Below are 22,062 nucleotides of genomic sequence, written 5' to 3' on the forward strand. Positions count from 1 at the left end.
TTCCACTGATCCGGCTCCCCGATGAATACATCCGCAACCACCCCTCTGGCCCTGATGCTCTTAGGCTTGAGCTGTACCGCCCTGGCCGAAGAGGCCACGTTGACGCTCGACCCCAGCGTCGTCACCGGTTCGCGCAGCGCCAGCCCGACTTTCGACCTGCCCTACTCGGTCGACAGCATCAGCCATGAGCAAATCAGCGACGGCCAACTCGGCATCAACGCCTCCGAGGTCCTGTCCCGCGTGCCGGGCCTGGTGGTGCAAAACCGTCAGAATTACGCCCAGGACCTGCAGATCTCCTCCCGAGGCTTTGGCGCCCGCTCGGCGTTTGGCGTGCGCGGCATCAAGCTGATCGCCGACGGCATCCCCGCCAGCACCCCGGACGGCCAGGGCCAGGCCGCCACGTTCAACCTCGACACCGCCGAGCGCATCGAAGTGCTGCGCGGCCCGGCGGCCACGTTGTACGGCAGCAACGCTGGCGGGGTGGTCCAGATGTTTTCCCGCGACGGCGAAGGCCCGCCGCGCATCGGCGCTGAAACGCTGGTGGGCAGTGATGGCTTGAACAAGAACCACCTGACCGCCGAAGGCTCGGCCAATGGCGCAGGTTTTGTGCTCGACGCCTCGCGCATGGACACCGACGGCTACCGCGACCACAGCAGCGCCCGCCGCGACCAGACGTTCGCCAAGCTCAACGTCCAGCCGGACGACGACAGCAAGCTGGCACTGATCTACAGCAGCCTGGAGCAGAACGGCACTCAGGACCCGCTGGGGCAAACCTGGGCGGCGTACAAGGCCGACCCGCGCTCGGTGGCTCCGGCTGCGCTGACGTACAACACGCGAAAAAGCATCGATCATCAGCAACTCGGGATGAATTACGAGCGGTATTTCGGCGATGCGACGCTGCAGGTGAATGCGTACACGGGCCGACGGAGCGTGATTCAGTACCTGTCGATTCCAGGCGGCAGCCCAGCAGACAAGCGCGGCGGCGTGGTGGACTTCGACCGCACGTTCTACGGCGGCTCCCTTCACTGGCTGCAACCCATCACCAGCGCTCCCGGCGACCTAACCCTGATCACCGGCCTCGACTACGACCGCAGCAGTGATGATCGCCAAGGCTATTCCAACACCCTGAACGGCGTGCACGGTGTCAAAGGCGCCCTGGGCCGCGACGAAATCGACACCGCCACCAGCCTCGACCCGTTCGTACAAGCCAACTGGCTGCTGGGCGACTGGACCCTGCAAGCCGGCCTGCGCCACAGCACCATGAAGATGGATGTTGACGACCACTTCCTCAGCGACGGTAACGACAGCGGCAACAAGACGTATCAGAAAAACACGCCGTCGGTCAGCGTCATGTACGCCTTCACGCCGGACTTGCATGGCTATGTAAGCGCGGGCAAAGGCTTCGAAACCCCGACCCAGGCCGAGTCGGCGTATTCCAGCAGCGTCAACGGCTTTAACTTTGCGCTCAAACCGTCAGTCAGCAAACAGTATGAAGTGGGGCTCAAGGCCAGGCTCGGCCAGGACACGCGCCTCAACGCCGCCGTGTTCCAGATCACCACCGAAGACGAGTTGGTGGTGCAGCAATCCAGCGGCGGTCGCACCACCTACCAAAACGCTGGGCGCACGTTACGGCGCGGCTTTGAACTGGGCCTCGAAAGCCAACTCAGCGAACAGTGGAGCACCCACCTCGCTTACACCCGCCTGCAAGCCACCTATGACAGCGACTTCGTCAGCGGCGGCAACACTCCAATCGACAAGGGCAACTACCTCCCCGGCGTCCCGCAAACCACGCTGTTCGCCGAACTCAACTGGAAGCCCCGCGACTGGGTCAGCACCGCCCTCGAAGGCCTGTACCGCAGCAAGGTCTACGTCGAAGACACCAACAGCCAACACGCCGCCCCCGGCTACAGCGTGTTCAACTGGCGCGCGCGTTTCGAACAGAAGGTGGAGCACTGGACCTTCCACCAGACCCTGCGCCTGGATAACTTGCTGGACCGCCAGTACGTCGGCTCGGTGATCGTCGGCGACGGCAATGGGCGTTACTACGAAGCCGCGCCGGGCCGTTCGTGGTACGCCGGGGCGGGTGCCGAATACCAGTTTTGATCAAGCACTCTCCAACACCCGGCGACTGGCAAAACTGAAGGTCAGCACCGCAAAAATCAGCACACCGGTCGCCACCTGCTGCCAATAGAAATTCCAGCCGATCAGCAGCAAGCCGTTGGCAATCACGTTGATAAACAGCACGCCCAGCAAGGTCCCGGGAATATTCGCGCGACCTTGCCGGCTGAGGGTGGTGCCGATAAAGACCGCACCAATCGCGTTCAGCAAAAACGCGTTGCCGGACAGCGGCACGTAGGCACTCACCGTTGCGCTGAGCAGCACGCCAGCCACGCCGCACGCCAAGGCCGTGGCCACTGCCACGACGGTGACAATGCGCCGCACCGACAACCCCGAGTAATACGCCAACAGCGGCTGCGTGCCCTGGGCCAGCAGTTCACGGCCCAGGCGCCCGCGCGCCAACGCCAGGCCGTAAAACACCGCCAAACCCACTACGATCAGCAACGGCGTCAGCCCGGCCAGCTCAGGCTTCAGGCCTTGGCTGATATAGATCGGCTGGCCGCCGTCCGAGAGCAATTGCTGGGCGCTGGTGCCGATAAACAAAGTGCCCAGGGTCGCCAGAAACGGGCTGATCCGCAGCCCGGCGATCAACCCGGCATTCACCGCGCCCACCAGCAGCGCGGCGCCCAAAGCGCCAGTGGCAGCAAAGGCCCAGCCATGCCCGCCATTGAGCAGCACCACAAAGCTGAAACTGGCGAAATCCAGCGCTGTGCCCACCGACAAATCCATACCACCGGCCGCCACCGCGTAGGTCATACCGATGGCGACAATCGCCAGCAACACGAAGTTATTCAGCACCAGGCTTTTGAGGTTGCCGGCACTCAAAAACCCCGGTGCCTGCACGGCAAACAGCACCACAATGACAGCAAAGACCACAGGCAATGTCAGCGGCAGCAGGGCGCGCAGGTTCATGAACTCGCCCCTTTATTCAATGCGCTGGAAGCCGCGACCACCAACAGGATCAACACGCCTTGCACGCCGTTGACCCAGAAACTCGAGACATTAAGCAGTTGAAAACCATTGATTAGAAAACCGATCAACAAGGCCGCGAGCAAGGTGCCCTGAATGCTTGCCACCAGCCGCCGGGAAAACACCACACCCAAAAAAGCGATCGCCACCACCGACAGCAACATGTCGCCGGAACCGGTGGTGCTGCCGCTGAAAAACGCCGCCGAACACAGCGCGGCCACCGCCGCGCACAGGCCGGCCAACAGGTAACTCGACAGCACGTAGGCTGGCACGCGCAAACCCGCCGCCTCGGCTGCCTGTGGGTACTCGCCCACCGCTTGCAGGCGCAACCCGTAGGCCGAATGCTGGATCAACACGGTCAGCAACCCCGCCGTCACCAGCAGCACCCAGGCCAACGCAGGCACGCCCAGCCAAGCGCCACCGCTGAGCAGGTCGAGCACCGGCGAATCGGTGGACACCACGGTATTTTCCGTCAGCACCAGCTCCAAACCGGCCACTACATTCATGCTCGCCAGCGTCGCCAACAGCGGCGGCAAACGCAACACCACCACGGCCAGCCCGTTGAACAAACCCACCGCCAGGCCACACCCCAAGGTCAGCAGCAATGTCAGCCAGAGCTCCAGGCCCGCATTGTTGAGGCGGCTGAACACGGCGGCACACAGCCCTAGATTGGCCGCGAGCGAAAGGTCGAGGCCACCGGCGACCACGTTCGAGCCGCCGCCAATCATCACGCAGGTCAGCCCGAAAGCCAGCACGCCGAGGATGGCCGACTGGCTGAACACATTCGCCAGGTTACCCACCGACAAAAAGTTAGGCGCCGTCACGGCAAACCCCAACATGATCGCAAGGAATACGCCCACCGAACCTCGGCGCAGCAGCAACACCCACAGGCGTTGCGAAAACCCCGACGGGGCGACTTCAAGCATGTTCAACCTCCCGCACAAGCGCCGTCGAGACGGGCGCCGCGCCCGTGGCACAGGCTAGCAACTGATCGCTGTCAGCCTCGCCTGCGCGGAACTCGCCGGCGATTTCTCCGCGATGCAGCACCACAATGCGATCACTGATACCCAGCAATTCCGGCAGGTCCGAGGACAGCACCAGCACCGCAGCGCCCTCCTCCACCAGCCGTCCGATCAAGCGGTAAATCTCTACTTTGGCGCCGACATCCACACCCACACACGGCTCATCCAACAGGTACACGGCCGAGCGCCGGCTCAGCCATTTACCCAGGGCGACTTTCTGCTGGTTGCCACCGCTGAGCTGGCTGACAGCGGCATGAGGACCGGGCGCCTTGATGGCCAACGCCTCGATCAAACGGGCACTTTCCGCCTGCTCCTTGTGGCGGCTCAACAAGCCCCAGCGCGTGAACCGGGAGAGCCCCGCGAGTGTGAGGTTTTCCAGCACCGACAAAACGGGAGAAATGCCTTGTGTACGGCGCTCCTCCGGCACCAGTGCTATCCCCGCTGCAATCGCCTGGCCAGGTGAACGCAAGCGCAACAAGCGCCCTTCAAGATGAATGCTGCCGCTGTCAGGTTTTTCGACGCCAAACAGCGTCTTGAATAATGCCTTGGCCCCCGAGCCGACCAGCCCGGTAAGGCCGACGATTTCGCCGCGGCACACGTCCAGGTCAATGCCGTGATAACGCCGCGCCAGGCTCAGCCCGCGCACCTGCAATAACGGTTCGCCAGGTTCGACTGCCGCCTTGGGGTACATCTCCTGCACTTCACGGTTGACCATCAGCCGCGCAATCTCGGCGCTGGAGGTGTGCCGAGGCTCCACTACCGCCACATCCCGGCCATTGCGCAACACGGTGACTTCATCGCACAGGCTGTCGATTTCCTGCAGGTAATGAGAGATGTAAAGGATCGACAAGCCCTCGCTGCGCAAGCGTTTGACGATGCGCAGCAACTGGTCGACCTCACGCTTGACCAGCGCCACGCTGGGCTCGTCGAACACCAAAATCTTCGGCTTGCGGATCAGCGCGCGAGTGATTTGCAGCACCTGGCGCTCAGCGCTGTTCAGTTCGCTCACCAGCGCGCCGGCAGGCAATTGCAGGTCAAAATATTCCACCAGCAAACGCTCGGCTTCACGCTGTTGGCGGCGTCGATCCACGAAGGGACCACGGCGCAACTCATGCCCGAAAAACAGCGCTTCGCCCACGGTGAAACTGGCGGGCAACAGACGCTCCTGATGAATGAACTGCACCCCCAGCCCGTCCACCTGGCGCGGCGACAGCGAGGCATAGGCCTGGCCGTCGATACTCACCTGTCCGGCATCAGCCTTGTGGATACCGGCGAGAATCTTGATCAAGGTCGACTTGCCCGCGCCGTTTTCACCGACCAGCCCGTGAATGGTGCCGCGCTCGACCTTGAGGCTTGCGTCATCCAGCGCCCGTGTGGCGCCAAAGCGTTTGTGCAGATGCTGCAGGTGCAACGCTGTCATCAGTCACCCCGCAATTGCTGAACCTGCGCCAGGTTGGCGGCGGTGGTCAGCAAGGTCGCCACGTGGGTTTCCTTCGGCAAATCGCGCTGACCGGCGAGGTAGTGTGCGACGTTCTGCACGGCGGTTTTGCCGATCAACGCCGGTTGCTGCGCCACTACCGCGCCAACCGGCGAGTCCGCCTGGCCGAGCAGCGCCAACACTTCCGGGGTGCCATCGACGCCGTAGGTTTTGATCTCGGTGCGCTTGGCATCGATCAACGCCTTGCTCGCGCCCAACTGCGGAATATCCCACGCCGACCAGATCGCCGAGACGCTGCCCTTCGGGTACTTGTTGAGCAAGGCCGACACTTGGGAATAGGCGTCTTGCACGGTGTTGGGGATTACGTCGCGCAGCTCGGGCTGGATGATTTCCAGTTGCGGATGGTCCTTGAGCGCGAGCTTTAACTGGTCGTAGCGGATCGCGCAGACGGGCACGCCGTAGAAGCCGTTGAACACCAGGATCTTGCCTTTGCCGTCAGCGTCCTTGATCAGTTGCTCGGCCAGTTCCTTGCCGGTGGCGACGTTGTCGGAGGTGGTGTTGTTGAGGCTGTATTGCGACGGGGCGTCGATGGTGAACAGCGGGATGCCGGCCTTGCTGATGCGCTTGAGCCAGGGGTCGATAACGCTGAGGGTGCCGAGGGTCTGGATGACGGCGTCGGGCTTTTGGGTGACGACGGTTTGCAGTTGGGTGACGAGGTTTTTGTCGTTACGCCCGGCGTCGAGGGTGATCGGGGTGCCACCCAGGCGTTTGATTTCGTCGACCTGGGCCTGGAAGGCTTTGATGTCGAAATAGTGACTGGTGCCGGTCATGCTGACGGCGATGCGCTTGCCGGCGAGTGAGGGGACGGTGGTGGTGTCTTCAGTGGCCTGAGAGAGGGTCGCGTGGCCCAGGAGCAGTGCGGCGCTTAGATAGATTAAACGGGAAAGTGTGTTGGGGGTGGAGGGCATATGGGGCTCCGCTGGGCGACCTGGGGAAGGGGTTGGCCAGGGGTATTGCAGAGCTCGTGCCAGGATTTTTCTTTATAAAAATCATGTAGATATAAACATTCTAGAATGGGCGGCATGTCGCAATTGTGTATGAACTGCTTGATTGCTGTTGTTCAGGCAACAGTTGTGGGGGCATATCCGTTATTGCGTGATGGCGGCTTATGGTTCCGCTCTTACAGCGGGTCACTTTTGGCAAACGCCCGGAAGCCGGCCCAGCCAAAAGTAACCAAAAGGTCTGTGCCCCACCACTCGACACCTCGCTGTGGCTCGGTGTGGGGCTGGCTTTTTTGTGGGAGCTGGCTTGTGTATGGAGATGATGAGGTCTTACTCGGTCAAAACTGTTGGAGCGGGCTTGCTCGCGAAGGCGATGGGTCAGTGATGAATGTGGTGGCTGATACACCGCATTCGCGAGCAAGCCCGCTCCCACAGTGGATCTCCATTTTGTCTGGGAGAACGCAATCTGCTCTGGAAAAAACAGCGCTTCTGATTCAACCACTAACCCGGCAGGACGCCGGGTTAGCCGTTACCACAGCAACGGATATGTACTCAACCAACCGCCAAAGGCAACCGCTGATCAATCACCTGATACAGCGCGCTCCCGACCGGCCAATTACGCATAAACCGCGCCCGATCCCGGACATACGCAGGCGCAAATCCAGCCAAAGACCCGTGATGACACATGGCATCCAGATCAATCAAGGACCACCGATCCCCCGCCCAAAACAGGTTATGCCCCTTGAAATCCCCATGACTGATCCGCTCCCGAATCAACTGCGCAAACAGCTGATCCAACGCCACCAATTCAGCCTCCGGTGCCTCCCCACTTTCAACGTAAGGCGCAAACCGCTCAATAATATCCGGCCCCGGCAAATACTCAGTCACCAGATAAGCCCGACTGCGCAGCCACAAAAAGCGCTTCTCCAGTACCGCCAACGGCGTGGGCGTAGCAATCCCCAAAAACGCCAGACGATTACCCTCACACCAAGAATGCCAGGCCCGGCTCGGCCGCCAGAACCGCTTGAGCCAATGGGCAAACCCCTTGATGTTATAGCGCTTGATCACCAACGGCCGCCCCGCGACTTCAACCCTGGCCACCGTCGCCGCACCGCCGGTCTTGTACAAATGCCCCTGATCGAGCAATGCATCTGCCTGCGCCAGCGCCGGCAACATCGCCGCCACTTCCTCACGCCGAATCGCACGCAAGCCAAAGGCACCACGCACCACGCTGAACAGCGTGCATTCACGGCCAACCTTGCTCAGAAAGTCCTTCAAACGCCAGGCGCTGACTTTACGCACCTGCTTTTCCAGGGCTTCCAGCGGCAACGCATGCTCACCGTTGCTCAGCAGGTAATACACCAACAGTTCTTCGGTAAACGGCTCAAGATTTTTTGGCAACTGGGCAAAAAACACACCGAGGTTTTCCAGCACGCGGTTACGCGAAAGCGGCTTACCCGCCTCTTCAACGCGAATACCCGCGCCGTCGATCAGGTACAACATGCCGTCCTGACGCAGCAGGTTGTCCAGGTGCAAGTCTTCCTGCCACAGCCCTTTGGCGTGCATCTGCGCAATCGCACCGAGTGCTTCGGCAAGTACGGCGGTTTGTTCGTCTGCCAGCGGCGGCAGCCCTTCGACTGCCTGCCAGGCATCGGCAAGGCTTTTGGCGCCTTCAATAAAGTCGAACAGCAGCCAGCCGCCCTCGCCTTCCTCCAAGCCATCGGCCAGCAACTGCGGCGTGGTCAGCCCTTGCTCGGCCAGCAGCCGGACGCCAGTGAGTTCACGCTGAAAATGCCGTGCGGCTTTGCCGCCCACCAGCAACTTGGCCAGCACCGGGCGACCGCGCCAGACGGCGGCGCCGACGTAGCGCTCGCCCGGCAATACGCGCAGCAGGCTGAGCAGTTGCAATTGCCCTGTGCCGGCGGCATCCGCCAGTTCCAGGGTCAGGGGCAGATCGGGTGTGCGCCCGGCGTTTTTCAGTGCGGATAAACGCATCAGCGTTTCCCCTTTTGGCTGCGACGGGCCGTCAGGCGGCGGTGCCAGACATCCACCAGCGCGCTGTCCTCAGGCTGTTCAATGTAAGCGGCCAGCAATTGCCGAATGTGCGCGTCCGTCCACTGCGGCGCACGGCGCAGCAGTGGCTCCAGGTCTTTGACTCGATCACGCCAGCCAAACAACAGTGGTCGGGTTTTCTCCAGGTCGATCAACCGCGCGGCATAACCCGCACCGGCCGCCTGCAGGAAAATATGCTTGGGGTAAAAACAGCCGTGCACCTGCCCCACGCGGTGAAGGTCGCGGGCCAGCTTGCCGCACGCCAGCAGGATCGCGCGGTGCTGGGCGTCGCTCAGTTGCGACCATTGCTCCAGCAACGAATCCAGATCATTCCAGCCGTCCAGGGCACGGGTCAGCAGCATCGCGCGGCGCTCGCCGCTGACCTTGCGCTCACCGAAAAACGCGGCCTGCAACGCGGGAATACCGAGCGTCTGGTAACGGCTGATATTGCGAAATTCGCGGGCGAACGTGGGCTCGCCAAACGGCCTGTGCAAGCTGCGCGTCAGGTAGTTGCTCTGGCGTTTGAGGTAGTACCCCTGGCCTTCAAGCTCCAGGCGAAACACGCTGCTCCAGCCGCCTTCGCTGGTATTGGGTTCGTCCACCGCGTCCAGTTGCCGAGCCCACAGGGCGTCGAAGGTTGCGAGGCCGTGGCGCTCAAGCAGAGCGCGGTCTTCGGCCGCCAGGAAATCACTCATTCGCGTCCCTCGAAAAACTTCACCACGTGGCGAATTCGCTGTTTGTCCGCCGCCGACAGGTGTGGGCGTTGGCGATATTGCAGGTAGAAACGCAAGCGCTGGGTGGCCGACAAGTGATACTTGGCGACTTTGTCCAGGCAGGCTAGGTCCTTGGTAATCCGGTACTTGAGCCAGAAGCCACGCCAGAAATCACCGTTGGGGCAATCGATCAGGTACAGCGTCTGATGGTCATCGACCAGCAGGTTGCGCCACTTCAAGTCGTTATGAGTGAAGCGATGCTCGTGCATCGTGCGCGTGTATTCGGCGAGCTGACGGCTGATCGCATTGACCCATTTGGGGTCTTTCAGACGGGCGTCGTGGCGGCCGGCGAGTGCCGACAGGTCTTCGGTTTTCGGCAATTCACGGGTGATCATCGCGCCGCGGTGATACGCCAGGCCCTTGCGCTCCAGGCCCCAGGCGACCACGTCTGCGGTGGGAATGCCCCACTTGGCAAAACGCTTGAGGTTCTGCCACTCGGACTTGACGCGCGGCTTGCCCAGGTAGCGGCGAAGGCCTTTGCCGGCGCCGACGTAGCGCTTGACGTAGTAATGGATCCCGCCACGCTCCACGCGGATCACTTCCGACAGCGGGTCGCGAGTCAGCCGCTCGCCTTGCAGGGCGAACACCGCCTCCAGGCTGCCGAAATCATCCGCCAACGCGGTGTAAGCAGGTTCCAGGTTCCAACCCGCCATCAGATCGCATCTCCCAGGCGCTGCTTGCGCGCATACAGCTTGTCGGCCTTGCGCTGCAACAGGCTCAAGGACGCCGACTGCTCGGCGAGGATCTGGCGCAATGGCTGACGGAAATAGCCTTTGAGGAAGCGGAACTTGTCCCGCCGGGTCAGGCCGATTTCCAGCGCCGAGTAGTACAGCGCAGACAAATCTTTGTCGCGCCAGCGCAGCGGCAAGTGGGCACGCATCTGGGCGCGATGCAGGTCAATCACCGACAGCTTGATGTCGCGGGCGTCGATCGGTTTGGACGTGTCCAGCAGGAAGTGGCACAGGTAGCAATCGCGGTGGTTCACACCGCCACGGTGCATGTCGCCAACCATGCGCGCCAGTTCGTCCGTCAGCGCATGGCGCAACGCAAGGGGCGGCGGCTCGGCTGGCCAGTTGACGGTCAGGTCTTCCAGGCTGATGGTCGGGGCCAGCTCTTCGGTGATGATGAACGAGTGCTGGTCCGCCGGGTTGCTGCCTTTTTCGCCGAAGGCCACGCCGGTCATGGTCGGCACGCCGATTTCCTGCAAGCGGTGAATGGCATCCCATTCCAGGCCGGCGCCCAGCACGGGCAATTTGGCCGTGATCAGGTTCTTGAAGATTTCCGCCCAACCGATGCCACGGTGAATTTTCACGAAATACGCACGGCCATCCACCTCGGTGCGCAAGGTGCGGCGCGCCGCCAGTTCACGAAACACCTGGCCTTGCAGTTTTTCGACTTCGGCAAAGGCGTCACGCCCGGCCCATAAAGTCTTGAACGGTTCGGCAAGAATCAACTTCATCGTTTTGGCTCCGCCAGAATCACATCCGCCGCGTGCTGCGGCATGCTGTAGAGGTCGGCCGTCTCGGCGAAGGCCAACCCATTGCGGCCCCAGGCCACGCGCTGTGAGGTGTCGGAAAGCATCTGCGTCAGGTACTGATTGAGCTGCGCCTGCTCGAACGGCTCATCCAGCACCAGGCCGCTGTCGGCCTCGGTGATGTAGTGCGCGTAACCGCACACCGCCGAGACCAGCACCGGCAGCCCGGCTACCACGGCTTCAAGCAACACGGTGCCGGTGTTTTCGTTGTATGCCGGGTGGATCAACAGGTCGGCGCCCAACAGAAAACGCGGGATATCACTGCGCCCCTTGAGGAACTGCACGTTATCGCCCAGCCCCAATGTGGCGCTCTGCAGTTGGAATACTTTGGGGTCGTCCTGGCCAATTACAAACAGACGCGTGCGCTTTTTCAATTCCGCCGGCAGCGCGGCCACGGCCTTGAGGCTGCGGTCGACGCCCTTGGTCTTGAAACCCGAGCCGATTTGCACCAGCAGCAGCTCGTCGTCGCGCAGGTTGAATTCCTTGCGGAACCCCGCGCGAATCTCGGCCGCATCGGGCGGCGCGCGGCGGTCTTGTGCGATGCCCGGCGGCAGCAGGTGGAAGCGCTCCAGCGGCGTGTCGTAATGCTTGATAAACAGCGGCTGCTGCACTTCGGAGATCATCAAGACTTCGGTCTTGGCATCCTTGGCAAACACTGCGCGCTCGTAGTCGGCAAAGTGCTTGTAGCGGCCAAAGTAGCGGTACAGCGAATGGCGCAGGTTTTGCGCCTTGTCTTCAAAGCAGCCGTCGGCGGCGTAGTACACGTCCAGGCCGGGCATCTTGTTGAAGCCAATCAGGCGGTCCACCGGGCGTTTGGCCAGGTCGGCTTCCATCCAGGCGCTGAGTTTTTCGTTGCGCCGATGGTTGAAGAACGCCTTGACCGGCGCCACCAGCACTTCGAAGCCGGGCGGGATGTCGCCTTCCCAGATCAGCGTGTAGACACGAATCTGATGCCCGCGCTTCTGACACTCCAGGGCGATGCGCATGAAGTCGCGCTGCAGGCCACCGAAGGGAAAATATTTGTACAACACAAAAGCCAGTTGCATCAGTGCAGCTCCTCAGCCAGTAACAACGTGCTCAGTCGGCTTGCCACACGCTCAGGGTTCAGGCGCGTGAAGCACAGCGGCGACTCGCGCTTGATGTCGAACCGACGCAGGTCGTCGGCCGTTGGTTGATAGGTACAGTGCTTTTGCAGGCACGGCGCGCACGGAAAATCGCTGGCCAGGTGAATCTGGCCCTTGCCGTAGGCGCCGGTGAGGCCCGGGTTGGTCGGGCCAAACAGGGAAATGGTCGGCACATCCAGAGCAGCGGCCAAGTGGCCGAGACCGGTGTCCACGGCCACACAGGCACGCGCGCCCGCCAATACACGGGCCACGCCAGCCAGGTTCAATTTGGGCAGCACTTCGGCGTTTGGCAGGCCTTGGGCCAGGCGCTCGGCGCGGGCTTTTTCGGCGGCATTGCCCCACGGCAACTTCACGTCTACACCCAGGCTGCCCATGCGCTCGGCCAGCTCGCGCCAGTAGGCTTCGGGCCAATGCTTGGTGTCCCAGGTGGTGCCGTGCAGCAGCAGTACGAAGGGCTTCTTTGGCGGCAGGCCGAGCAGTTTATCCACGCTCAAACCATAGTCGCCCAGGGCTTTGGGCAGGTCATAACCGAGGGCGACGGCGAACAGCTGGCGCAAACGCTCCACGGCGTGCTGCCCACGGGCGACGGCCAAGCGACGGGAATAAAAGCGTGCGGCGATCGGCTCACGGGCCGAGTTTTTATCGAAGCCCGCCACCGGCGCACGCACATAACGCGTCAGCCAGGCGCTTTTCAGCAGGCCTTGGGCGTCGATCACCAGGTCGTATTTGGTCGACTGGATGCGCTGTTTAAAACGTCGCCACTCGCCACTCTTGAGCGTCTGCCAGATGTTTTTGCGCCAGCGACGAATCGCCACCGGGATCACCTGGTCCACCGCCGGGTGCCAGGTCGGAATTTCGGCAAAGCCTTCTTCCACCACCCAGTCAAAGCGAATGCCGGGGATCGCCCGCGCGGCGTCGGTCAGGGCCGGCAAGGCGTGGATCACGTCGCCCAGGGATGAGGTCTTGATTACCAGTACGCGCAAAACTATCGAACCTCGACCGCAGTGCCCTGCAACCGCTGCAAGGCTTCATTTACCGGCTGCGGCAATAATTGGCGCATGCAGTTGTAGTGGCCGAAACGACAGGTGCGCTCAAAACACGGGCTGCACTCAAGCCCGAGGCGCACCACTTCAACCTTGTCGGCCAACGGCGGGGTGAAACCCGGCGACGTGGAGCCGTACACCGCCACCAATGGGCGATTCAGGGCCGCCGCAACGTGCATCAGGCCGGAGTCGTTGGACACCACCGAGTCGGCGCAGGACAGCAAATCAATCGCTTCGGCCAGCGAAGTGTCACCACTGAGGTTCACCGCTTCTTCACGCAGGCCGGGAATCAGGCGCTGGCGGATGTCTTCGCCCACCGGGTGATCTTTCTTCGAACCGAACAGCCACACCTGCCAACCTTCGCGAATCTTCGCTTCGGCGACTTTGGCGTAGTGCTCCGACGGCCAGCGTTTGGACTCGCCAAACTCGGCGCCCGGGCACAGCGCCATTACCGGGCGATCGAGCATCAAACCGAACTTGGCCAGGGCCGCATCGCGGCTCACCGGGTCGATTTGCAGGCTGGGGCGCGGGTAAGGCGTGGGCAACTCGGCACCCGGCGCGTAGGCCAGGGCCATGAAGCGTTCGATCATCAGCGGGTAGCGCGTCTTGTCCAGCGTGCGCACGTCGTTGAGCAGGATGTAACGAAACTCGCCGCGCCAGCCGGTGCGCTTGGGGATGCCGGCAAAATACGGCACCAGCGCCGACTTGAGCGAGTTGGGCAACAGGATCGCCTGGTCGTATTGGCCGGCCAGGGATTTACCGATGCGACGACGGGTCGCCAGCTCAAGCGCGCCGTGGCCGAGCGGAAAGCTCAAGGCCTGACGCACTTCGGGCATGCGCTCAAGGATCGGCCGGCTCCACTCGGGGGCGAGCACGTCGATCTGGCAGTCTGGATAGCGCATGCGCAGGCACTGAAACAGTGTCTGTGCCATCACCATGTCACCGACCCAGCTGGGCCCAACGATCAGAATATTCATGTAGTTTCCACAAACGATACGGGGAGGCTAATGCCTCCCCGCCTCGATAATGACTGTAGGTCACGGTTAGCCCGGTAACAGTGTTGTGTGGGAGCCTGTTGATGTGGGAGCTGGCTTGCCTGCGATTGCATCGACTCGGTGCCACTGATAAACCGAGGTGTCTGCATCGCAGGCAAGCCAGCTCCCACACAAGCCCGCGCCCACATTTAATCAAGTTTCAACTTAACCCCAGTTCCTTCCAGACCCGCATCACCTGGCGCCGCTCGTCGGCAAACTGGTCCCCGGCAACCGTGCCGGCCTCGTTTTGCAAGGCCTGGCGGTGCGCGGCGGAACGGTAGGCCTTATACACCTCGCGCAACAGATGGGCGTCGGCGGCGGGCATCAACCCCACCTGCTCCAGGCCTTCCAGAATGCGGATATTGTCGGTGTAGCGCAGCAACGATGGATGGTGGGCAGACCACGCCAAAGCCGCGTATTGCACCATAAATTCAATATCGACGATACCTCCGGCGTCCTGCTTGAGGTCGAACGCTGCCGTGGCCTCGAAAGCATTGGCGCCGGTACCGGCCGCCGTGCTCTTGGTACCCAGGTTGTCACGCATCTTGGCGCGCATCTCGCTGACCTCCTGGCGCAGCGTTGCCAAATCCCGCTCGCGTCCCAAAACCCTGGCGCGAACTTGCTCAAACGCATGGCCCACGTCCGCGCAACCGACCAACACCCGCGCGCGGATCAGGGCCTGATGTTCCCAGGTCCAGGCTTCATTTTGTTGATAGCGCTCAAACGCCCCAAGCGAACTCACCAGCAAGCCCGAGGCGCCGGAAGGTCGCAGGCGCATGTCCACTTCATAGAGCTGGCCGGAGTTGGTCTGGGTGGTCAGCAGGTGAATAATGCGCTGGCCCAGGCGCGTGAAGAACTGCGCGCCGTCGATGGGCTTGGCGCCGTCGGTTTCAGCCTGAGGGTCGCCGTCGTGGATAAACACCAGGTCCAGGTCCGAACCATGGCCCAATTCGATGCCGCCGACTTTGCCGTAACCGACAATGATGAACCCAGGGTCGCACACGCTACCGTCCAACCGTTGCGGCGAGCCGTAACGCGCCACGGTCTGGCGCCAGGCCAGGGCCAGCACTTGTTCGAGGATGGCTTCGGCGAGCCAGGTCAGGTAGTCGCTGACTTTCATCAGCGGCAGGCTGCCGGCGATTTCCGAGGCGGCCACACGCAGGCGGTGGGCCAGTTTGAAGTGTCGCAGCGCTTCCATTTGCTGCTCAAGGTCATCCTCAGGAATACGCGTCAGGCGCTCGCGCAGTTCGGCGGCGAGCTCAGGCGCCAGGGGTGGCTTGAACAGGCGGCCTTCGTTGAGCAACTCATCAAGCAGCAGCGGGAAGCGGGTGATCTGTTCGGCAATCCACGGGCTGGCGGCGCACAGGGTTAAAAGGCGGCGAAGTGCGCCGGGGTTTTCCGTGAGCAGCACCAGATAAGCGGAACGCCGGGCGACAGCCTCCAAAAGCGGCAACACGCGCTCCAGCACAAGGTCCGGGTTGGCGTGCTCCACGGACTGGGCCAGCAGGCGCGGGATAAAGGCATCCAGACGCTCACGCCCAAGGCGCTGCATGGCCCGCAATTGCGGGCTGACGCGCAAGCCGGCCAGGGCTTTGAGGGCTTTGGGCGCGTCGCTGAAACCACCTTCGGCCAATTGACGACAGGCAGCGTCTTCGTCCTGGGACTCCTCCCACAGCGGCAACCACTCGCCTCCCACCACCAACTCGCTTTCTTCGCCCTCTTCTTCATCGGGGTCGGCAATCACTTGGCGAAAGTGCCAGCTCACCCGGCCACGCCAGTGCATCAGGCGCTCGTGGAAGGCCGCCCAGTCGGCAAAGCCCAACATAAAGGCAATGCGCGCCTGGTCTTCAGGGCTGTCCGGGAGCATTTGCGTCTGCCGGTCGGCAATCGCCTGGATCGCGTGTTCGGTGTAGCGCAGGAATTCGTAGCCATTGCGCAGTTCGGCAATCACCGCCGGCGGCAAATAACCTTGGCCCTCCAGCATGCCAAGTACTTTAAGTAACGGGCGCTGTTGCAGGCTGAGGTCGCGACCGCCGTGAATCAGCTGGAAGGCCTGGGCGATAAATTCCACCTCGCGAATGCCGCCCGAGCCCAGCTTGATGTTTTCGGCCATGCCCTTGCGCCGCACTTCCTGCTGAATCAACTGCTTCATGGTGCGCAGTGCTTCGATGGCGGAGAAATCCAGGTAACGCCGGTAAACGAACGGCCGCAACATATCCAACAGGTGCGCACCCGCCACCTGATCGCCCGCGACCACGCGCGCCTTGATCATGGCGTAGCGTTCCCAATCGCGACCCTGATCCTGATAGTACTGTTCCAGCGCGTTGAAGCTGAGCACCAAGGCACCGGCCGAGCCGTAAGGGCGCAAGCGCATATCGACGCGGAACACGAAGCCGTCGACGGTCATCGGGTCGAGGGACTTGATCAGTTTTTGACCCAGCCTGATGAAAAATTCCTGGTTATCCAGTGCACGCTTTACGCCCACCGTTTCGCCCCCTTCGGGGTAGGCAAAGATCAGGTCGATGTCGGACGACAGGTTCAGCTCTACCGCGCCGAGCTTGCCCATGCCGAGGATGACCATGTGCTGGGCTTCGCCGCTGCGCCGACCGGTGGGCGTGCCGAATTGCACGCAGTGGCGCTCATACAGCCATTGATAGGCTTGGTCGATGCTGGCGTCGGCCATGTCGGAGAGGTCACGACAGGTTTGCACCAGGTCGGCTTGACGGGTCAGGTCGCGCCAAATAATGCGCACCTGCTGGCGGGTGCGCTGGCGGCGCAATACGCGGCCCAATTCATCTTCTGTTTGTGCCTGTTGCACGACGCCGCAGATCTGGCTGCACAGCTCGCCGGGCGCAAAGCCACGGTCCAGCTCGCCCCACGCCACCAGCTCAAGCAACATCAAAGGGTCACGAACGCTCTGTTCAATCACGAAATCACTGGCGGCGCACACGCGGGCGAAGTCGGCCCACCGTTGCGGCGTCCACGCAGAAAGTCCATGATCGTCGTCCAGCGCGGCCACTGCGTCACGAAATGACTGCTCGGCCCGCTGGGCAAATGGCAAGAGAATGGCCGGCAGTTCGGCCAGCGTTGGGAGGCTCATGGTCTATCCTTGATCGGCGCGTGAAGGGCGTGTTGCCGTAAGGGCAAGAACCACGCTTGGTGAAGGACTGTCGAACAAAGGTGATAAATAGCTGAAATTAAATTTATCTTGGCAGCCAGCATTAAACTTTCACCTTTTCTTGTTCGCAAATGATCAACAATAACGATTATGCTCACCAGCCAGACCGAGTTATACGCTCAGTCTTGTGTAGTTTTACTACTCGTATATACATTCGAAAGGCTGAAATGGCCGACGATTTGTAGTAAAACTACAGGACGCCGAAGCAACCTTCGGCCATCCAAGAATTTATGTCGTCTGCCCACAAGGCCAGTCGCAAACTCAGGCAACCGATTCTGGTAGCCTTTCCGCCCTGGAGCAAGCCATGCAAGACCTCGATCCCGTCGAAACCCAGGAATGGCTGGACGCCCTGGAATCGGTTCTCGACAAAGAAGGCGAAGACCGTGCGCACTATCTGATGACCCGTATGGGCGAACTCGCGACCCGCAGCGGCTCGCAATTGCCTTACGCCATCACCACGCCATACCGCAACACCATCCCCGTTACCCACGAAGCACGCATGCCTGGCGACCTGTTCATGGAACGCCGCATTCGCTCGCTGGTACGCTGGAACGCCATGGCGATGGTAATGCGCACGAACTTGAAAGATTCTGACCTGGGCGGTCACATCTCCAGCTTCGCTTCCAGCGCAACCCTGTACGACATCGGCTTCAACTACTTCTTCCAGGCCCCGACCGACGAACACGGCGGCGACCTGATCTACTTCCAGGGCCACACCTCGCCAGGCGTTTACGCCCGTGCGTTCATGGAAGGCCGCATCACTGAAGACCAGATGAACAACTTCCGCCAGGAAGTAGACGGTCAGGGCCTGTCGTCGTACCCGCACCCTTGGCTGATGCCTGACTTCTGGCAGTTCCCGACCGTTTCCATGGGTCTGGGTCCAATTCAAGCGATCTACCAGGCACGCTTCATGAAGTACCTGGAAGCGCGTGGTTTCATCCCTGAAGGCAAGCAGAAAGTCTGGTGCTTCCTGGGCGACGGCGAGTGTGACGAGCCGGAATCCCTGGGCGCCATCTCCCTGGCTGGCCGCGAGAAACTCGACAACCTGATCTTCGTCATCAACTGCAACCTGCAGCGCCTCGACGGCCCGGTTCGCGGCAACGGCAAGATCATCCAGGAACTCGAAGGCGTGTTCCGCGGTGCTCAGTGGAACGTGACCAAAGTCATCTGGGGCCGTTTCTGGGACCCACTGCTGGCCAAGGACGTCGACGGTATCCTGCAACGTCGCATGGACGAAGTCATCGACGGCGAGTACCAGAACTACAAAGCCAAAGACGGCGCGTTTGTACGTGAACACTTCTTCAACACGCCAGAACTCAAGGCGATGGTTGCTGATCTGTCCGACGACGAGATCTGGAAACTCAACCGTGGCGGCCACGACCCATACAAGGTCTACGCGGCGTACCACGAAGCGGTCAACCACAAGGAACAACCGACCGTCATCCTGGCCAAGACCATCAAGGGTTATGGCACCGGTGCCGGCGAAGCGAAGAACACCGCGCACAACACCAAGAAAGTCGATGTCGACAGCCTGAAGTTGTTCCGCGACCGCTTCGACATCCCGGTCAAGGACGAAGAGCTGGAAAACCTGCCGTTCTTCAAGCCGGAGCCAAACAGCGCCGAAGCCCGTTACCTGGCCGAGCGCCGCACTGCACTGGGCGGTTTCGTGCCGCAGCGCCGCGCCAAGAGCTTCGACATCCCGACGCCACCACTCGATACCCTCAAGGCTATCCTGGACGGCTCGGGCGACCGTGAAATCTCCACCACCATGGCCTTCGTGCGGATCCTCGCGCAACTGGTCAAGGACAAGGAAATCGGTTCGCGCATCGTCCCGATCATCCCGGACGAAGCCCGTACCTTCGGTATGGAAGGCATGTTCCGTCAGTTGGGCATCTACTCCTCCGTCGGCCAGCTCTACGAGCCAGTCGATAAAGACCAGGTGATGTTCTACAAGGAAGACAAGAAGGGCCAGATCCTCGAAGAAGGCATCAACGAAGCGGGCGCCATGAGCTCCTTCATTGCAGCCGGTACTTCGTACTCCAGCCACAACCAGCCGATGCTGCCGTTCTACATCTTCTACTCGATGTTCGGTTTCCAGCGTATCGGCGACCTGGCGTGGGCAGCCGGCGACAGCCGTACCCGTGGCTTCCTGATCGGCGGTACTGCCGGGCGGACCACGCTGAACGGCGAAGGCCTGCAACACGAAGACGGTCACAGCCACATCCTGGCTGCCACCATCCCGAACTGCCGCACCTTTGATCCAACCTACGGCTATGAGCTGGCGGTGATCATCCAGGACGGCATGAAGAAGATGACCGAACAGCAGCAGGACGTTTTCTACTACATCACCGTGATGAACGAGTCCTACCAGCAACCTGCCATGCCGGCCGGTGTTGAGGAAGGCATCATCAAGGGCATGTACCTGCTCGAAGAAGACACCAAGGAAGCAGCGCACCACGTGCAACTGATGGGCTCCGGCACCATCCTGCGTGAAGTGCGTGAAGCGGCGAAGATCCTGCGTGACGAGTTCAACGTGGGCGCTGACGTGTGGAGCGTTACCAGCTTCAACGAACTGCGTCGCGATGGCCTGGCCGTCGAGCGCAACAACCGCCTGCACCCGGGTCAGAAGCCACAACTGAGCTACGTCGAAGAATGCCTGAACGGCCGCAAGGGTCCGGTCATTGCATCCACCGACTACATGAAACTGTTTGCTGAACAAATTCGCCAGTGGGTCCCGTCCAAGGAATTCAAAGTCCTGGGCACCGACGGTTTCGGCCGCAGTGACAGCCGCAAGAAGCTGCGTCACTTCTTCGAAGTTGACCGTCACTTCGTGGTGTTGGCAGCCCTGGAAGCCTTGGCTGACCGTGGTGAGATCGAACCCAAGGTGGTAGCAGACGCTATCGTCAAGTTCGGGATCAACCCGGAAAAACGCAACCCACTGGACTGCTGAGGAGATTTTTTGTGAGCGAACTCATTCGCGTACCTGACATCGGCAGCGGTGAAGGTGAAGTAATCGAGCTGTTTGTGAAGGTCGGCGACACCGTCGAAGCCGACCAGAGCATCCTGACCCTGGAATCGGACAAGGCGAGCATGGAAATCCCTGCTCCCAAAGCCGGCGTGGTCAAGAGCCTGAAAGTGAAGCTGGGCGATCGCCTGAAAGAAGGCGACGAACTGCTGGAGCTGGAAATTGAAGGCGCTGCTGATGCAGCTCCTGCGGCGGCTCCGGCTGCCGCTGCTGCACCGGCTGAAAAACCTGCCGAAAAAGCCGCCGAGGCCCCTGCGGCTCCGGCGGCTGAACCTGCCGCCGCCACCGTTCAGGACATTCATGTTCCGGACATCGGCTCGTCGGGCAAGGCCAAGATCATCGAGCTGCTGGTCAAGGTCGGCGATACCGTCGAAGCCGACCAGTCGCTGATCACCCTGGAGTCCGACAAGGCCTCCATGGAAATCCCGTCGCCGGCTGCCGGCGTCGTGGAAAGCATCGCGGTCAAGCTGGAAGACGAAGTCGGCACTGGCGACTTCATCCTCAAGCTGAAAGTACAAGGCGCGGCACCGGCTGCTGCTCCAGCACCGGCCGCCGCACCGGCGGCCAAAGCTGAAGCTGCACCGGCTGCTGCTGCCCCGGCTTCGGCTCCGGCTGCAAAAGCCGAGGCCGCACCGGCTCCTGCTGCTGCCGCTCCAGCGCCAAGCGGTGCCAAGGTTCACGCCGGCCCTGCCGTGCGTCAGCTGGCCCGTGAGTTCGGCGTTGAGCTGAACGCTGTGTCGGCCACTGGCCCTCACGGTCGCGTGCTGAAGGAAGACGTGCAGGTTTACGTCAAATCCATGATGCAGAAAGCCAAGGAAGCTCCGGCTTCAGGCGGCGCTACCGGTGGCTCGGGCATTCCGCCGATCCGCACCGTGGACTTCAGTCGGTTCGGCGAAACCGAAGAAGTGCCGATGACCCGCCTGATGCAAATCGGCGCGTCGAGCCTGCACGCGAGCTGGCTGAACATTCCGCACGTGACTCAGTTCGACCAGGCCGACATTACCGACCTGGAAGCTTTCCGCGTTGCGCAGAAAGCCGTGGCCGAGAAGGCTGGCGTGAAACTGACCGTGTTGCCACTGCTGCTCAAGGCCTGTGCGCACCTGCTCAAGGAACTGCCGGACTTCAACAGTTCGCTGGCGCCAAGCGGCAAAGCGATCATTCGCAAGAAGTACGTGAACATCGGCTTTGCGGTCGACACCCCGGATGGCCTGCTGGTACCGGTCATCAAGAACGTCGACCAGAAGAGCCTGCTGCAACTCGCTGCCGAAGCGGCTGCGCTGGCTGCCAAGGCCCGCGACAAGAAGCTCACCGCCGACGACATGCAAGGCGCTTGCTTCACCATCTCCAGCCTCGGTCACATTGGCGGCACTGGCTTCACGCCAATCGTCAACGCGCCGGAAGTGGCGATCCTGGGTGTCTCCAAGGCAACCATCCAGCCTGTATGGGACGGTAAAGCGTTCCAGCCAAAGCTGATGCTGCCACTGTCGCTGTCCTACGATCACCGTGTGATCAACGGCGCCGCAGCTGCGCGCTTTACTCAGCGTCTGAGCCAGTTGCTGAACGACATCCGCACCATCCTGCTGTAAGCCACAACGGGCCTCCCTTTCATCGGGGAGGCCTGGCACCACCGATTTCCGAGCGCCACGCTCGTACCTCAACCCCGCCCTGTGGCGGGGCTTTTTTTGGGTGGTTGTTGGACACACAAAACAGGTTTGTACACCTTCCATCACTCCGACTGTAGAAATCCCCCG

General features: G+C 61.5%; 15 protein-coding genes. 3 read left to right on the forward strand and 12 right to left on the reverse strand.

Annotated elements, in window-relative coordinates:
* Positions 1-21: 21 nt before the first annotated feature.
* Positions 22-2,103, forward strand: a complete 2,082-nt coding sequence (locus ACP7A2_RS19415) for a TonB-dependent receptor family protein (protein WP_426135508.1) — start codon at positions 22-24, stop codon at positions 2,101-2,103.
* Here the strand turns inward: ACP7A2_RS19415 and ACP7A2_RS19420 are convergent, their stop codons facing one another.
* The 12 genes from ACP7A2_RS19420 to glnE all read right to left on the reverse strand — a co-directional run bounded on the left by ACP7A2_RS19420 (position 2,104) and on the right by glnE (position 17,208).
* Positions 2,104-3,030, reverse strand: coding sequence for an ABC transporter permease (locus ACP7A2_RS19420; protein WP_426135509.1), 927 nt, complete (start codon positions 3,028-3,030; stop codon positions 2,104-2,106).
* Entirely contained in the window at positions 3,027-4,019 is a 993-nt protein-coding gene (locus tag ACP7A2_RS19425) for an ABC transporter permease (protein WP_426135510.1), read from the reverse strand. Before ACP7A2_RS19425 ends, ACP7A2_RS19420 begins: the two co-directional genes overlap by 4 nt.
* Positions 4,006-5,529, reverse strand: coding sequence for a sugar ABC transporter ATP-binding protein (locus tag ACP7A2_RS19430; protein WP_426135511.1), 1,524 nt, complete (start codon positions 5,527-5,529; stop codon positions 4,006-4,008). The genes ACP7A2_RS19425 and ACP7A2_RS19430 overlap by 14 nt, the downstream gene beginning before the upstream one ends.
* The gene (locus ACP7A2_RS19435; protein ID WP_426135513.1) at positions 5,529-6,515 is read right to left on the reverse strand and encodes a sugar ABC transporter substrate-binding protein; all 987 of its coding nucleotides are present in this window, start codon (positions 6,513-6,515) and stop codon (positions 5,529-5,531) included. Before ACP7A2_RS19435 ends, ACP7A2_RS19430 begins: the two co-directional genes overlap by 1 nt.
* A 585-nt stretch (positions 6,516-7,100) precedes the next feature.
* Positions 7,101-8,543, reverse strand: coding sequence for a lipopolysaccharide kinase InaA family protein (locus tag ACP7A2_RS19440; protein ID WP_426135514.1), 1,443 nt, complete (start codon positions 8,541-8,543; stop codon positions 7,101-7,103).
* Positions 8,543-9,295 carry a lipopolysaccharide kinase InaA family protein gene (locus tag ACP7A2_RS19445; protein WP_426135515.1) on the reverse strand — a complete coding sequence of 251 codons (753 nt, stop codon included), beginning with the start codon at positions 9,293-9,295 and terminating at the stop codon, positions 8,543-8,545. The genes ACP7A2_RS19440 and ACP7A2_RS19445 overlap by 1 nt, the downstream gene beginning before the upstream one ends.
* The gene (locus tag ACP7A2_RS19450) at positions 9,292-10,026 is read right to left on the reverse strand and encodes a lipopolysaccharide kinase InaA family protein (protein ID WP_426135516.1); all 735 of its coding nucleotides are present in this window, start codon (positions 10,024-10,026) and stop codon (positions 9,292-9,294) included. Before ACP7A2_RS19450 ends, ACP7A2_RS19445 begins: the two co-directional genes overlap by 4 nt.
* Positions 10,026-10,832 carry a lipopolysaccharide core heptose(I) kinase RfaP gene (gene rfaP / locus ACP7A2_RS19455; RefSeq protein ID WP_426135517.1) on the reverse strand — a complete coding sequence of 269 codons (807 nt, stop codon included), beginning with the start codon at positions 10,830-10,832 and terminating at the stop codon, positions 10,026-10,028. Before rfaP ends, ACP7A2_RS19450 begins: the two co-directional genes overlap by 1 nt.
* Positions 10,829-11,953, reverse strand: a complete 1,125-nt coding sequence (locus tag ACP7A2_RS19460) for a glycosyltransferase family 4 protein (protein ID WP_426135518.1) — start codon at positions 11,951-11,953, stop codon at positions 10,829-10,831. The genes rfaP and ACP7A2_RS19460 overlap by 4 nt, the downstream gene beginning before the upstream one ends.
* Positions 11,953-13,014: a lipopolysaccharide heptosyltransferase I gene (gene waaC / locus ACP7A2_RS19465; protein ID WP_375066969.1), complete on the reverse strand. Its 1,062-nt coding sequence runs from the start codon at positions 13,012-13,014 to the stop codon at positions 11,953-11,955. Before waaC ends, ACP7A2_RS19460 begins: the two co-directional genes overlap by 1 nt.
* A 2-nt stretch (positions 13,015-13,016) precedes the next feature.
* Complete coding sequence (waaF, locus tag ACP7A2_RS19470) at positions 13,017-14,051, reverse strand: lipopolysaccharide heptosyltransferase II (protein WP_426135519.1); 1,035 nt, start codon at positions 14,049-14,051, stop codon at positions 13,017-13,019.
* Positions 14,052-14,268: 217 nt separating this feature from the next.
* Positions 14,269-17,208, reverse strand: a complete 2,940-nt coding sequence (gene glnE, locus ACP7A2_RS19475) for a bifunctional [glutamate--ammonia ligase]-adenylyl-L-tyrosine phosphorylase/[glutamate--ammonia-ligase] adenylyltransferase (RefSeq protein WP_426135520.1) — start codon at positions 17,206-17,208, stop codon at positions 14,269-14,271.
* 382 nt (positions 17,209-17,590) lie between these two features.
* Between glnE and aceE the strand changes: the two genes are divergently transcribed.
* Both aceE and aceF read left to right on the forward strand, forming a co-directional pair.
* Positions 17,591-20,236, forward strand: a complete 2,646-nt coding sequence (gene aceE / locus ACP7A2_RS19480; protein ID WP_375066964.1) for a pyruvate dehydrogenase (acetyl-transferring), homodimeric type — start codon at positions 17,591-17,593, stop codon at positions 20,234-20,236.
* Positions 20,237-20,247: 11 nt separating this feature from the next.
* Entirely contained in the window at positions 20,248-21,897 is a 1,650-nt protein-coding gene (aceF, locus tag ACP7A2_RS19485; protein WP_426135521.1) for a dihydrolipoyllysine-residue acetyltransferase, read from the forward strand.
* Positions 21,898-22,062 lie beyond the last annotated feature (165 nt).

Origin of the sequence: Pseudomonas sp. PWP3-1b2 (assembly GCF_049896045.1) — a bacterium.
GTDB classification, from domain to species: Bacteria; Pseudomonadota; Gammaproteobacteria; order Pseudomonadales; family Pseudomonadaceae; genus Aquipseudomonas; species Aquipseudomonas antarctica_B.

Bases quoted from the DNA above. Each gene is read 5' to 3' on its own strand.
- waaF (WP_426135519.1), bottom strand. From the start codon at position 14,051: ATGAATATTCTGATCGTTGGGCCCAGCTGGGTCGGTGACATGGTGATG.
- glnE (WP_426135520.1), bottom strand. From the start codon at position 17,208: ATGAGCCTCCCAACGCTGGCCGAACTGCCGGCCATTCTCTTGCCATTT.
- ACP7A2_RS19420 (WP_426135509.1), bottom strand. From the start codon at position 3,030: ATGAACCTGCGCGCCCTGCTGCCGCTGACATTGCCTGTGGTCTTTGCT.
- ACP7A2_RS19440 (WP_426135514.1), bottom strand. From the start codon at position 8,543: ATGCGTTTATCCGCACTGAAAAACGCCGGGCGCACACCCGATCTGCCC.
- ACP7A2_RS19415 (WP_426135508.1), top strand. From the start codon at position 22: ATGAATACATCCGCAACCACCCCTCTGGCCCTGATGCTCTTAGGCTTG.
- ACP7A2_RS19450 (WP_426135516.1), bottom strand. From the start codon at position 10,026: ATGGCGGGTTGGAACCTGGAACCTGCTTACACCGCGTTGGCGGATGAT.
- ACP7A2_RS19445 (WP_426135515.1), bottom strand. From the start codon at position 9,295: ATGAGTGATTTCCTGGCGGCCGAAGACCGCGCTCTGCTTGAGCGCCAC.
- ACP7A2_RS19435 (WP_426135513.1), bottom strand. From the start codon at position 6,515: ATGCCCTCCACCCCCAACACACTTTCCCGTTTAATCTATCTAAGCGCC.
- rfaP (WP_426135517.1), bottom strand. From the start codon at position 10,832: ATGAAGTTGATTCTTGCCGAACCGTTCAAGACTTTATGGGCCGGGCGT.
- aceE (WP_375066964.1), top strand. From the start codon at position 17,591: ATGCAAGACCTCGATCCCGTCGAAACCCAGGAATGGCTGGACGCCCTG.
- ACP7A2_RS19460 (WP_426135518.1), bottom strand. From the start codon at position 11,953: ATGCAACTGGCTTTTGTGTTGTACAAATATTTTCCCTTCGGTGGCCTG.
- ACP7A2_RS19430 (WP_426135511.1), bottom strand. From the start codon at position 5,529: ATGACAGCGTTGCACCTGCAGCATCTGCACAAACGCTTTGGCGCCACA.